Genomic DNA, 13,683 nt, shown 5'->3' with positions numbered 1-13,683 from the left:
TAAATTAAGTTGTACTTCTATTTCTATTAGGACAAAAGGAGGTTGAAACCGGAGTGAATATTTAAAAGTTCACTCCGGGAATTAATTCCTTAATAATAGTAGCAGGATCTAGTATCCAACATTTTGTTCATACAATTTTTTTGTAAAATCTATCTCTCGTTGTGGAATAGGATAATATTCATCTCTTCCTGCTGTAAACTGAGCTTTATTCAAGAAATCTTTCCTGGTTTTTTCCTTTTCCAAATAGGCATTCAATGTAGGTTCTGCAATACCCCAACGTACCAGGTCAAAGAAACGAGGACTTTCCATTGCAAATTCTAATCTTCTTTCCCATTGTAAAGCTATTCTTGCATTTTCCTGTGTCCATGAAAGGTTTGCTCCATCATACTCACTAATCAGATAATTAGAAGGATTTGTGCCATCTGCCAACTTAGTTCGTCCTGTACTTTCAGAGGCTCTTTTGCGAATTTGATTGATTAACTGCATTGCATTGGCTTGTTCACCAAGTTCAATATAAGCTTCTGCCTGCATTAAAAGCACATCAGCATATCGAATAATATCAATATTTTTAGAAACACCCATAAACGGACCTTGCTTCTTATAGCAAGAACAATCAGCAGCCTGTTGTTCTTTCATACTTTGAAAGTAACCATATACTCCAGGCTCTCTAATCCAACTATTATCAAAAATATAAGTTTCCTCGTTCCTATATTTATAAGGGTGTCCGTTCATACCTACTGTATGATCAATTCGGGGATCAACAGTTACTCCTGTAGGTGTAATATCTTCAGCACTTAATTCCACATCATTAAAAGTGTCAAATTTTGGCAATCCACTTTCATCAGTAGCAAAAGCATTTACCATATTCTGACTTGCCTGGTGAAATCCACAACAACCATACTGAGGAGCTCCATGAGGATAATTTAATCCATTTTCGAAATTCAAACGTCCGGCAGTAGTACCATCACTTATAGAAAATTGAATGGCAAAAACAGATTCCGGGCCATTATCATATCCATCAAGAAAGTTCTCTGCAAAATCTGGCTGTAAAGAATATTTACCTGAGTTAATTACCATCTGTGTTAAGTCAACAACTTCCTGTAAACGAGTTGCATTGATATTTACAACCTGGTTATTATCATCCTGCTCATATGCCTGATATAGTCTCAATTTAGCCAGATATGCAGCAGCTGCAAATTTGTTTGCTCTACCTATTTCAGCTTGATCTTCTGGAAGATTATCCACACCATATTGAAAATCTTTAGCAATTACATTCCAAAGTTCATCATTGGTATACTCTCTGTTTGATGTTTGTATGATTTCATCGTTGGATAGATTCTCATCAATATAAGGGATATATTTAAACAGAATTTTTAGCATAAAATGACTATGTCCTCTTAAAAAGCGAGCTTCTGCAATACGGGCTGTTCTATCTTCATATTCATCATCTGTAAGTTGATTCAACATTCTTAAAGCTGAATTAGCTCTTGAGATAGCAGAATAATAGTTTTCCCAAGTATAAGGAAGACCAGCTAACCAGCTTTGTTCAGGTTGCGTTATATTATACTGCTCATAAAAGTTAAATGGCTCAACATCACCTGTTCCTCCACCACCTTTATAGGCATCATCAGAACGAACACTTCCGTAAACCCACATGCTGGCAATAGGGCCAATCATATCATTATTACCAATGGCAGCATAAGCTGCAGTTACCAAACCTTCAGCACTTTCTACAGATGGAGATCCCGCTTCGATAAAACCCTGTGGTTCAACTTCAAGATAGTCCTTACAAGAATATAATAAGACTACTAATATGATAGCAAACCAATTTTTATATATGTATTTCATAATTTTCATTTTTAATCTTTATAATACGATGTTTACTCCAAATGAGAATGATCTTGGAATTGGAATAGTATTTATATTAGTTCTTTCAGGATCCGGCCCCTGAAATTCTTTACTCTTAATAAGAAACAGATTTTCTGTCATGAAATATACACGAAGATTTTCAAAACCTAATTTCTCTGATACTAATGAAGTAAGGTTATAACCTATTTGTAAGTTTCTTAATTTAAAGTAAGATGAATTTACATTATAATAATCTGATGGTCTTACTTCATTATTGTTGTCTGATAAACTTAATGCAGGAATAGATGTGTTTGTATTTTGAGGTGTCCATGCTTTAAATACGCCTGGTCCAACATTATCCCTACTTCTTACAAAATTATTCACATTTATATAATAATCATAACCTGTTTTCCCGGCAACACCAGAACCAAATAAGGATAAATCAAAGTTCTTATAGTTGACAGCAACTCGCAAACCATATTCAAGATCGGGAAGGGTTGTTCCCAGGAAATCCTGGTCAAGTGCATCGATTTTACCGTCATTGTTTAAATCTTTATATCTGATTCTTCCCGGTGCTGCTCCTACTTGTGTAGCATGATCTTCTACTTCTGCATCGTTCTGAAAAATACCATCGGTTACATATCCGAATATTGAACGGCTGGAATGCCCAATAATAGTTTTTTCAGCATTTCCGGCATAAGCTGTTCTAACTTCTTCAGGTAGTTTTGTAATCTTATCACTGAAGTGACTTAAAGTGGTTGATACTTCATAAGTAAAATCCTCATTAACATCTTTACGATAGCTCAATGCAAACTCCCATCCGTTATTCTTTTGAGTAGCCCCATTCAGGAATTGTTTTTGTCCTTCACCTAAAGCTGATGCAACTGGTGGTTGAATAAGAATATCCGATGTTGTTCTTGTGAAATAATCAAAAGCTCCCATTAACTGGTTATTGAAAAATCCAAAATCAATACCAATATTTAGTTCTTCTGTAGTTTCCCACTTCAACGCAGGATTTGCTGCCTGTACCGAAACAAAACCTGATGTAAGATTACCAGAATCAGAACCATCCAGTGCATACGCTGAACCTACATTCCAGAATTGGTCGAAAAATGAATTGTGTTCAATAGATGAAATCTGATCAGCAGTAGCACCATAACGAGGTTCGAATAATGCAAGACTGGCATACTCTCCTACATCCTGATTACCTACTCGTCCAGCTCCAAGTCTTAATTTAAGATTGCTTAATTTCTTAATTGATTTAAAGAATGCTTCCTCGCTCAATCGCCATCCTAAAGTAGCTGCAGGAAATAAACCATAGCGATTATCTTTACCAAAACGAGATGATCCGTCACGTCGTAGAGTAAAAGAAGCCAGATATCTACCGGCATAACCATAATCTATTTTTCCAAACTGAGAAAAAAGTCTGCTCCCTGATGCAGTTCCATAACTATTACCATTACTGGTTCCGGAACTTAATACAAAGAAGTCCTCTGTTTGAGTAGAAAAACCTTCTTTATAACCTGTCATATCTTTAAAATTGTCGCTAACAGATTCAACTCCAAGTAAAAATCCAAAATCACTATTCCCTTTCTTTAACTTATAGTTTGCTGTATTCGACCAGGTTACACTGGTAAAGTCGCTGTTATACATCGTTAAACTATTAACTGATCGCGAAATAAATCCATTCTCAAATGCAGGTTCTATATCTTTATCTTTTACCATTGAATAATCAATTCCTACGTTAGTTCTCAAAACTAAATTTGGAATAAGCTCCAATTCAGCAAAAACATTTCCAAAAAGATAAGAACGATTAGTATTGTCAAATCGATTAATATACTGCATAAATACGGGATTGTTTCTATCTGAATAACCTGAACCTAATGGGCCGGCGTATTCACCAGTAGAGGTATAAACAGGTATAGTCGGAGGTGAAGAAATAGCTAACGCAGGAGTTGGTACACTACCCAAGTCTGGTGTTTCAAGAGTTTCATTCGAAGAAACAACCTGAGTATTAATTCCCACTTTTAACTTTTCATTAAACATGCTTGTTTGCGCATTTAAACGAGCTGTAATCCTGTCGTAATTGGTATATTTTAACATACCCGTATTTTTAAGGTAGCCCAGATTCAATAATACAGACGATGTTTCATTTCCACCAGAAATTGTCAGATCGTTATTGATTACATAACCTGTTTCGTAAGTTTCATCCTGCCAATCAGTATCTCCTGCAGGTACATTAGTATCACCTCCTACATAAGGTTGAACTGTTACACTGTTTAATACCGGATTATCAAAATTATTATTCCAGTCAAAATTGTATATCTCGCCATAACCCGCAGACGGATCTACTCGGTCATTCACTGAAGCCTGCCACAATGCTCTTCCTCGCTGAACAGCATTGGCCATTTTAAAACGTTGTGGTTTTTCTGATTGGATTGAAACATTAGAATTAAACTGTACAGTTACTTTTCCATCCTGCTTTGCACCATTTTTAGTAGTAACGATTACTACCCCATTTGAAGCTCGTGCTCCATAAATAGAAGAAGCTGAAGCATCTTTTAATACCTGAACAGAAGAAATTGAACCCGGACTCAGATTTTGAAATACCTCTGGTCTTTTTGTTGGAACTCCATCTATTATAAACAAAGGATTATTATCACCTAATGTATTTTCTCCACGAATAAGAACTCTTGTATCAGCACCTGAAGGTGATCCTGATTTCTCAATATACATTCCTGGTACTCTTCCTTGTAAAGCAACAACTGGACTTCCAGAACTCAAACTAACATCAGAAACTGATTCCATCTTAACAACCTCAACAGCACCTGTTAAATCAGCCTTTTTCAATACACCATATCCAACTGCAACTACCTCATCTAATCCAATATTTTCCTGCTCAAGTATAACATCTATTATACTCTTCCCCTGAACTTGAATTTCCTGACTTACCATTCCAATAAACGATATTGAAAGAGTTGCGCTCTCCGGAACGTTAATTCTATAAGCACCATCCAGATCAGTTATAGTACCATTATTGGTTCCTTTTTCCAGAATAGTTACTCCAGGTATACCAAAACCATCTGTTCCGGTAACTTTACCTTTAACTGTTTTTTCCTGTGCATTGGCTCCTATTGTACAAATAAATAGAAACATGGACAGAAAAATGCCAGTTAGTATTTTCCAATTGTCTGATTTTTTCATAGCATAAATTTGTTTATAAATTAGTAAAAATTGATTTAATTTGCTCTAAGTCATAAGCAGGAGTTGCACCTTCTTTTGAAGCTACATAAGCACCTGTAGCTGAAGCAAAATACAAAGCCTCAATTGGGTCGTTATCTTGTAAATAAGAAGAAATAAAACCGGCCAAAAAAGCATCACCTGCGCCAACCGAATCTATTGTTTCTACTTGATATCCACTATGTTTATGAAATTCACCTTTATCTAATAATACAGAACCTTCTGGTCCTTTGGTCATACAAATAGTATCTACACCCGACTTCTCACCTAACCAGCTCATCAAGCTTTCTTCGCTTTTATCTGTCAGGTTATACCACCTTCCAACTTCTCTCATTTCATCATCATTGAGCTTAATGAAGTTAGCCCTGGCAATTAAGGGTTCTACTATCTCTTGTCTATCGTAAGGAGGACGTAGATTTACATCAATAATTTTAAAGTCTACCCTGTCAATGCATTTCATAATAGCGTCGCACGTAACAGAATTTCTTGAAGCCAAAGAGCCATATATTAATACATCTGACTCATTGGCAACCTTTTCCAACTCTGGAGTAAATTCAATAGCATCCCATGCCACAGGTTCACATATCGTATAACTTGCCTGGTCTTTGTTATCCAGGTTAACTAACACTTCACTTGTTGGTAGATGATCATCTATTTGAATTAAATCAGTGGATAAACCGGATTGTTCCAAAAAATCTATCAACTTTTGTCCTTGTTCATCATTTCCAACTCTGCTGGCTATCTGAACATTTAATCCAATGTTCTTCAGATGCAAAGCCACGTTCATAGGTGCCCCTCCTGGTTTGGCTCCTGTAGGAAGCATATCCCACAGAACCTCACCAATGCATAATATTTTTTTCTCTTTTAGTACCATTTGATTTTTTTCTAAATAATTTGTGTTTCAACTGATTTTTAATTTCTGTTTTGTATCTCACGTTGTATTTCTTCCAGACTTTTACCCTTGGTTTCAGGCATAAGCTTCCAAGCAAAAAAGAAGTGTAATACCATCATTACCGCAAAGAATGCAAATGAGAAACCTCCTCCAATACCAGGCATTTCAGCTACAATTGGGAATCCCCATATTAATGCAGCAGCCATAATCCAGTGCGTAAAACTTCCAAGAGCCTGTCCTTTAGATCGTATCTTATTTGGAAATATTTCGGAAATAAACACCCATAAAACAGCACCTTGTGAAAAAGCAAAAAAGGCAATGAATCCCATTAGGTAAACCATAACTCCATAACCTCCAAACTCAGTAAAATTGTTGGTATAAAATGCTTTAGACAGCATACTTAAAAAGAAAACCATTCCAACAGAGCCGACCATTAATAACGTTCTTCTGCCATATCGATCAATTAAAAACAGGGCAAGGAATGTAAAGGCCAAATTTGTTAAACCTATAGATATAGATTGAAGCAAAGCAGAGTCTGTAGCAAATCCAGCCATTTCAAATACACGAGGTGCATAAATCATTATGGCATTGATACCTGCTAACTGATTAAATGCTGCAATAAGAATAGTAAGTATGATAGGAAAACGATTTTCTTTTACGAAAAGTTTACCATGTTCCAAATGCATTTCTGCTTCAATAGCCTCAACTACTGAGTTTAACTCTCCATGTGGATCCTTAGCACCAATACTTTCAAATACCTGAAGTGCTTCTGCCTTACGGTTTTTATTAACTAACCAACGAGGACTTTCAGGAACTGAAAATAATAATATGAAAAATATAATTGCAGGAACAGCTTCTACTCCAATCATAATACGCCAGGTTTCTCCTGCAAAAGCTTGCGAAATTACATAGTTAATTACGTAGGCCAGAAAAATTGAAAATACCACTAAAAATTGGTTTAGCAGAACTAACTTACCTCGCTTACTAGCAGGTGAAATTTCGGCTATAAACATAGGAGTAACTACAGTGGTACTACCAAGAAATATACCTGTTATAAAACGAAAAAACATCAGAATATACCAGCTTTGAGCAAGTGCACTTCCTATTGCAGATAGTGCAAACATACCTGATAAGAATATAAGAGAACGCTTTCTGCCATATTTTTCTGCTGGCTTCCCTATTATAACAGTACCTATTATAGTACCAATAATGGCAATTGCCACAGTAAATCCAAGGCTCGAATCAGACAGATTAAATAATTCCTGAATCTGAGCTGTTGGACCGGACATCATCGCAATATCATACCCAAATAAAAAACCGCCCATTGCGATAAGTAGAGATAACCTAAAAATATTGTACTGTTTCATTTTTGATAAATTTGTAACGTTATATTCTGCTTCAATTGCAATCGAAACATTTACATTATCAAATTTATGGAAGGATCAACAGAATCATTAACAAACAGGTTTCAATAACTATTACATTTGATACACCGGACTAAAAACTATCACATTTGTTACACAAATATCAAATTTGATACACTATTGTTACACAATTAATTAGACAAACCATATAGATTTTGACTAGTATAACCGCTTTGGTTACCCATATTACTTGATTACTTACCTTAATTACGGAATCTGAGTTAGGAATGTAAAAACATAGCAATTAGTTACGTAAATTTGTATTGCAGATTAAACGATCAGTCATGAGTGATATTATTAAAATAAACAGTGTAACGGAATATAATAATATGGCTGGACAGGAAACACTCCATCCATTAGTTAGCGTTATCGATTTCGCAAAAATGAAACCTTTTGCATTCAAAAAAACACAGATTAACTTATATGCTATATTTCTAAAAGATATTAAATGCGGAAATATTACATACGGTATTAATAATTACGATTACGAAGAAGGTACACTTATATTTATTTCACCAGGGCAGGTTTATGGAATTGATAGTAATGGTGAAAAAAGACAAGCTGCAGGTAATGCCATTATCTTTCATCCTGACTTAATAAGAGGTACATCTCTGGGTAAACATATTGATGAATATACATTCTTTTCTTACGAAGTTAATGAAGCGCTACATTTATCAACCCGGGAAAGAAGTGTTATAAATGAATGTTTTAATAATATCAAATATGAATTGGAACACGCAATAGATACCCACAGCAAAACGTTAATTGTATCCTACCTTGAATTGTTTTTAAATTATTCAAAACGATATTATGAACGTCAGTTTGTTACACGAAACCATTTAAATAAAGATATCCTGGTTCGTTTTGAGAATGTACTTAAAGATTATTTTGCATCAGAGCAGCCTCTTATATCCGGTTTACCATCAGTTAAGTATTGTGCTGAAAAACTATTTATTTCATCTAACTATCTGGGCGATCTTTTAAAAAAAGAAACCGGTAAATCTGCACAAGAACATATTCAATTAAAAATGATTGAAGTTGCTAAAGAAAAGATTTTTGATACCGAAAAATCAATTAGTGAAATAGCCTATGAATTAGGATTTAAACATCCTCAGCATTTTACCCGTATGTTTAAGAAAAGTGTTGGCATGTCGCCCAGTGAGTACCGAAATATGAATTAGTTTATAGAAATATAAAGGGTGTATAAAATTGAGACACCCTTTTTATGAAAATTCAATGCATCCTATTTATTGATTTATATAATACCACAACCAGGAATATTTATATTTTTTGACTAATCATTAGTGGTTTTACACTTTATTTTCTTATTCTTTTTCTGTTGAGCATAGTACCCCATTATGCCCATAAATCCTCCCATAAAACCACTTATAGTTCCTGTTATTCCATGCCCAATGGCATGATCCATTAAAGTATCTGGTACCGGAGTTGTAAAATAGTTCATTATAAAACTCATCACAAATCCCATAAAAGCACCTATAATTCCTTGTTTTAGAAAATTCTTCATAAACTATCGTTTTATTTTACAGTTAATTGATTAATGTAAAGGGGAATTAATGTCCCCTGTTTAATCTATGCATGCACTCTTGTTTTAATAACGAAGTATATCAATGACACAATAGCCAGACTAACACCAACCACAATAAAGCTATAGTTAAGTCCTACCCATTGTTGCACCGGTTGAATAATAATTGGCGAAAAAAACATACCTAAAAAGGTGGCTGTAGTTAATAAACCAATGTATTTTCCCCTTACATGTACGGGAACTAAGCTCATTACCCATAGGTTTCCGTTTGGAATAAGTAAACCTAATCCTAATCCACTGATTAAAACACCTGTAATAACCTGCCAGTAGGTTTCGCTAAAACCAATAACCGAAAAACCAATGGCCATAGGAATAAATCCTAAAATATAAATGGCTATGTAATTCAGTTTCATTTTAACTCTTTTGTAGAAAAAAGAGGCAATAGCCTGAGCAAATGGTAAACAGCCTACTGCTAATCCTACTTTATTACCATTGATTCCTTCTAACTTTTGTAAAAAGAAAGGTAATTGCACTGGTATCAGATAAAAACTAACGGTAGTAATAAATGCGCTCAATAATGCAAGCCAAACATATGGTGAAACTTTTAATGATTCATGTGACGCTGATGCACTTTTTTCTCTGCTAATATTGGGCTCATGCAAAGTAAATGGTGACAATATTAGTATCAAGGCAGAAAAGCCATATACTAAGAATGTCAAACGCCAGTTAATATCAGTCAATACACCTGCAGATGTTATAAAGACTAATCCACCCAGGGCCACAAATGCACCTTGCAAGCCCATAAAATGTTCTCGTTTTGATCCGGTAAAATAGTCTCCGATTAAAGTAGTAGAAACCGTCATTATCCCTGCAACACCTAATCCAAACACAATACGACCGGCTAATATAGCATACAATCCACCTAACCAATAACCCGAAGTTCCGGCCAGTAAATATATCAGTAGTGAAATATTCAGCACCTTTAGTCTACCTATTTTATCCAGCAACTTTCCGGCTAATGGAGCTATAATTGCAATTGTTAATGCAGGTAAGGTTAACATCATCTTAGTTAATATTTCAACATTCTTTACATCTTTAAATGCATTGCTAATTAAAGGTAAAGATGGCGCAATAATAGCATTGGCTAAAATGGTTAACATACTAGCCAATAACAATGTTAACTCTAACATTTTTGTATTTTTCACCCTTATTCCTTTCTCTAATAAGTTATTATCCATCCTTTTAATAAATACAAAATCTAAATCTGCCAACCAAAGTGCAATCCTTATAGAATAGTACTTATAAAAATCCCCCATTGATGATCATCAATTTTCATTGGTCCAAATCCATACCAATCGTAGTTTAATCCACATCCAAACGAAAATGCTTTATAGCTAACACCCAGGCGACTGTATAAATGACTACGGTCGTGCTCACCTATTAAAGTATTTTGACTGTACATTCCCTGAACTTTAGAGTATAATGACCATGCTCCTTTAATTGCAGGGCGATATTCAGCCATGGCAATGGTTTCAAAATTTTTAGTTTCAGTAAGATGAAATCCTGTATTTACCATTCCCATAAACTCTTTTGTATGATAGCCATACTGAGCTCCTGCAAACGGTCTGAATCCCCAATGAGAATTAACTATGGCTCCGGAAAGGATACTGAAGTTCTTATATAAATTGTATTTAAACATAGCCAGGTTAATAGACTCTCTTAAATAAGCATCGTTATCATAGTTTGCTTTAAGATATGATAAGGCAAAATACCCTAGTTTGTTACTTCCTTTAAAGTTTCTGTCAAGTACCAATTGAGATGTGTATCCATCACTTCCTAAAAATATTTCCAATGGAATTGGTGCTGATCCATGAGGTGGTCCGTCTTGTGGAGCTTGTGCTTTAATTGCACTGAATGTTGTTACTACTATTAGTAGTATTACTGTTAATATTTTTCTCATTTTAATTTCTTTTTAATTGTTATTTATTACAAATCATAATCGTTTAGATTTCCAGTACTAAGCTATCTTGTGTTCGGGAAAAAACTCTCAAGCGTAATTAATTGTCCACCAAAAGAATAAACTCTCCTCCTTATTTAAGAAGGAGTACGGCGAGGTACGAGCCGGGAGGTGGTTTTTAATATCAAGATCCTATTAATATATATTCCAACTCTAAGGGTATAAAACCACCTCCCCTCTCCTGCGTCGAGGTACTCCTCCTTATTTAAGGAGGAGAGTTGATTTACAGCTTACAAATTGCTATTATTGAGGACATCAACATCTTTTCAGACACTCAACCTCTTCTCCCCATGTTATTAATTTCACCAACTCTTCCTTTTTTTTATGCACTGGCTGATGCTGATTAAATTCTAATAATTAATGTCAATCAAACGTTGAATATTATACTCTTAAATGGCTGAAAGCCTTTTGAATAGAATAAATCCAAAACTTGATTCGCATTAATATTAAATTCTATTTTCATCTTTAACAGCTGTTCTTATTAAATAATAAATATTGATTGGATAAAGGCATAACATGCCCGATAAAACTTATACCATCACTTACAAAAAGTGTAGTGTGGTATAAGTAGAGTAGAAATAAATCTGCATAAAATGCAGTTTCTTATAACAGGGGTAATGTCAATTTTGTAAAATAATCAGAGTCTTTCCATAAAGTCAATGTTTTTCAAGAGTCTTGTTCTGGAAGGTCGAGAACAAGGCTTGCGAAATTTTGATATTAAGGAAGTTTACTTTCGTAAATGACCGTTTTCAAAATGAGCGTAACGCAGTTATCGGACTTTATGGACAGACTCTAACTAAAAGGCTAATGCTTCCTCTTTAGCTTTCTCCTTAGCATCACTTAACAAAGCAGCGGTATCCTCTGTAATAATATCCAAACGGTCTGTTGCGATAGTAGTAAAATCAGTAATACCCATGAAGCCAAAAATATTACGTAAGTATTTATCTGCCATTTCAAGTGATTCCATTGGCTCTGACGAATAATCTCCACCTCTGGTAATAATATTCAAAGCCTTTTTATTCTTTAATAAACCAACAGGACCGTGCTCTGTATAGGCAAATGTAATTCCGCTAATGGCTACATAATCCACATAGGCTTTTAAGATAGCAGGAAGTCCTAAGTTCCAAATTGGTTCTGCAATCACATACTTATCAGCCTCTGCAAATTGATATGCAAATTTTAAAACAGGATGCTGTTTGTCTTCTTTCATAACAGCCTCTCTTAACTCATTCATCTTACCTTTTGGTAAAAACTGCAATCCGGCATCATATAAATCCAATTCTATCACTTCATCATCAGGATTATTAGCTTTATATGTTTCGATAAAACTATCTGAAATCTGAAAAGTCCTTGACTCACCTTCGGCCTTTGCATTGGCCTTTATGTACAACAATTTGCTCATATTCTTTCAATTAAACTTTTTGTTTAAATAATAATCAACTCTAAACACGCTCCTCTTCCCAATCATTATCTGTGTCGTAATGCGGATATAACTTCTCCATTTAAAACCATTACATATAATAGTTTTATTACCTCCAGATAATAGTGCACCTAATGATTAATCGATATCGAATTGTTGGAAGATTGTATGACAAAAATATTGTTGGCAGATTACAATTCCTTTTACATATGTTAAAAAGTTACTTTTTCGATCTGATACGACTTAATGATACTTGCGAAATACCTAGAAATCCTGCCGTATCACCCAGGCTTATTCGTTGCTGAAGATGTCCGTATTCTTTTAAAAACTTCTCATATCGTGCTGTTGCATCCAGATAGAGCAATCCTTTTAGGTTAGAAATGGCTGTATACGCTACAACCGAAACAAACTTACGGGCAAAGCTCTCAAAAGAATGATGTTGATTACACAAACGTTCAAAGTCTTCGTACTGAAGATAGTGAATGATTGTATCCTCCAATGCAACGGTGGAATAGTCTGCAGGTAGATTATTGAAAAAACTGTCGGTAGCAATAAAAAACTGTTTCTCTTCAAAAAACCTGAATACAAACTGACTTCCTTTATGATAGTAAAAATGCTTAACCAAACCGGATTCTACAAAAAACAAATGCCTGCAAACATGTCCAATTGTGTGTATCAGTTCTCCCTTTTCATAAGTTTTTGTTTTAATACATCTCTGTAAATTTTCGGATACCTCATTTGATACAGTAGAAATATTATTAACGTGTCTTAAAAATTCATTCATTGCAGTTTTATCTATAAAAGGACAATTCAATATAGGATAATAACTGCTATTATAGTAAAAACCTTATTGAAATAATACATTTTTATATAAACAATAAAGACGGATAACCAAAATAAGTAGCCATAGATGCTGTTTTAATTTACCTGGCATTGATCTTATCTGCTCTGTATTTCAACCCAAACCATCCCTCTTCACGGTAAACATTCTTCCTCTTTGCCCTGAGGTAAAGTACGATGCAACAAGCTTGGGGATGGGAGTCGTTCCTGTATTTATTTCAGTTTATTTTACCCACCCATGGCATAACAAGCATATGACGCTGTACTATTGGGGGTATTTTCAATGCATATTCAAGTACCCTTCTCCTACTCAACTCTGATACACGTCTGCCATTCCACACATTTTTATCACAGGTTTAATGCAGGTTCTTCGCACCCTTATGGCAAAGAACCTGCGATGAGTCTGTGTTACACCCGTGTAAAAGGGCGAACGTGGTCCATAACAAACCCATAGCTGAT

General features: G+C 34.9%; 10 protein-coding genes. 1 reads left to right on the top strand and 9 read right to left on the bottom strand.

What is annotated here, in order from left to right:
• Window positions 1-108: 108 nt before the first annotated feature.
• Genes OM074_RS03970 through OM074_RS03955 form a run of 4 tightly spaced genes read right to left on the bottom strand, consistent with a single transcriptional unit; the run spans window position 109 to window position 7,347 of the window.
• Window positions 109-1,848: a RagB/SusD family nutrient uptake outer membrane protein gene (locus OM074_RS03970; protein WP_301197992.1), complete on the bottom strand. Its 1,740-nt coding sequence runs from the start codon at window positions 1,846-1,848 to the stop codon at window positions 109-111.
• Between the two features lie 18 nt (window positions 1,849-1,866).
• Window positions 1,867-5,052 carry a SusC/RagA family TonB-linked outer membrane protein gene (locus OM074_RS03965; RefSeq protein ID WP_301197991.1) on the bottom strand — a complete coding sequence of 1,062 codons (3,186 nt, stop codon included), beginning with the start codon at window positions 5,050-5,052 and terminating at the stop codon, window positions 1,867-1,869.
• Between the two features lie 13 nt (window positions 5,053-5,065).
• A complete protein-coding gene (locus OM074_RS03960; protein ID WP_301197990.1) occupies window positions 5,066-5,962 on the bottom strand; it encodes a carbohydrate kinase family protein in 897 nt (298 codons plus the stop codon).
• A 38-nt stretch (window positions 5,963-6,000) separates the two neighbouring features.
• Window positions 6,001-7,347, bottom strand: coding sequence for a sugar porter family MFS transporter (locus OM074_RS03955; protein ID WP_301197989.1), 1,347 nt, complete (start codon window positions 7,345-7,347; stop codon window positions 6,001-6,003).
• A 341-nt stretch (window positions 7,348-7,688) separates the two neighbouring features.
• On the opposite strand from OM074_RS03955, the gene OM074_RS03950 reads away from it, so the two are divergent.
• Entirely contained in the window at window positions 7,689-8,585 is an 897-nt protein-coding gene (locus OM074_RS03950; protein WP_301197988.1) for a helix-turn-helix domain-containing protein, read from the top strand.
• 113 nt (window positions 8,586-8,698) lie between these two features.
• On the opposite strand, the gene OM074_RS03945 is transcribed toward OM074_RS03950, so the two are convergent.
• The 5 genes from OM074_RS03945 to OM074_RS03925 form a co-directional block, all read right to left on the bottom strand.
• On the bottom strand, window positions 8,699-8,929 hold the full coding sequence (locus tag OM074_RS03945) for a hypothetical protein (protein ID WP_301197987.1): 231 nt from the start codon (window positions 8,927-8,929) through the stop codon (window positions 8,699-8,701).
• 65 nt (window positions 8,930-8,994) lie between these two features.
• Window positions 8,995-10,185, bottom strand: coding sequence for an MFS transporter (locus OM074_RS03940; protein ID WP_301197986.1), 1,191 nt, complete (start codon window positions 10,183-10,185; stop codon window positions 8,995-8,997).
• Between the two features lie 47 nt (window positions 10,186-10,232).
• Window positions 10,233-10,907, bottom strand: coding sequence for a hypothetical protein (locus OM074_RS03935; protein WP_301197985.1), 675 nt, complete (start codon window positions 10,905-10,907; stop codon window positions 10,233-10,235).
• 853 nt (window positions 10,908-11,760) lie between these two features.
• The gene (locus OM074_RS03930) at window positions 11,761-12,366 is read right to left on the bottom strand and encodes an FMN-dependent NADH-azoreductase (protein WP_301197984.1); all 606 of its coding nucleotides are present in this window, start codon (window positions 12,364-12,366) and stop codon (window positions 11,761-11,763) included.
• Window positions 12,367-12,604: 238 nt separating this feature from the next.
• Window positions 12,605-13,168, bottom strand: coding sequence for a Crp/Fnr family transcriptional regulator (locus OM074_RS03925; protein WP_301197983.1), 564 nt, complete (start codon window positions 13,166-13,168; stop codon window positions 12,605-12,607).
• Between the last annotated feature and the right edge of the window lie 515 nt (window positions 13,169-13,683).

The sequence above is a fragment of the Plebeiibacterium marinum genome (assembly GCF_026013615.1).
In the GTDB taxonomy this organism is placed as follows: Bacteria; Bacteroidota; Bacteroidia; order Bacteroidales; family Marinilabiliaceae; genus Saccharicrinis; species Saccharicrinis marinus_A.
The sequence above is the reverse complement of the archived record's forward strand: the minus strand, read 5'-3'. Positions and strand labels throughout refer to the sequence as shown.

Bases quoted from the DNA above. Each gene is read 5' to 3' on its own strand.
- OM074_RS03950 (WP_301197988.1), top strand. From the start codon at position 7,689: ATGAGTGATATTATTAAAATAAACAGTGTAACGGAATATAATAATATG.
- OM074_RS03955 (WP_301197989.1), bottom strand. From the start codon at position 7,347: ATGAAACAGTACAATATTTTTAGGTTATCTCTACTTATCGCAATGGGC.
- OM074_RS03940 (WP_301197986.1), bottom strand. From the start codon at position 10,185: ATGGATAATAACTTATTAGAGAAAGGAATAAGGGTGAAAAATACAAAA.
- OM074_RS03970 (WP_301197992.1), bottom strand. From the start codon at position 1,848: ATGAAATACATATATAAAAATTGGTTTGCTATCATATTAGTAGTCTTA.
- OM074_RS03935 (WP_301197985.1), bottom strand. From the start codon at position 10,907: ATGAGAAAAATATTAACAGTAATACTACTAATAGTAGTAACAACATTC.
- OM074_RS03930 (WP_301197984.1), bottom strand. From the start codon at position 12,366: ATGAGCAAATTGTTGTACATAAAGGCCAATGCAAAGGCCGAAGGTGAG.
- OM074_RS03965 (WP_301197991.1), bottom strand. From the start codon at position 5,052: ATGAAAAAATCAGACAATTGGAAAATACTAACTGGCATTTTTCTGTCC.
- OM074_RS03925 (WP_301197983.1), bottom strand. From the start codon at position 13,168: ATGAATGAATTTTTAAGACACGTTAATAATATTTCTACTGTATCAAAT.
- OM074_RS03945 (WP_301197987.1), bottom strand. From the start codon at position 8,929: ATGAAGAATTTTCTAAAACAAGGAATTATAGGTGCTTTTATGGGATTT.
- OM074_RS03960 (WP_301197990.1), bottom strand. From the start codon at position 5,962: ATGGTACTAAAAGAGAAAAAAATATTATGCATTGGTGAGGTTCTGTGG.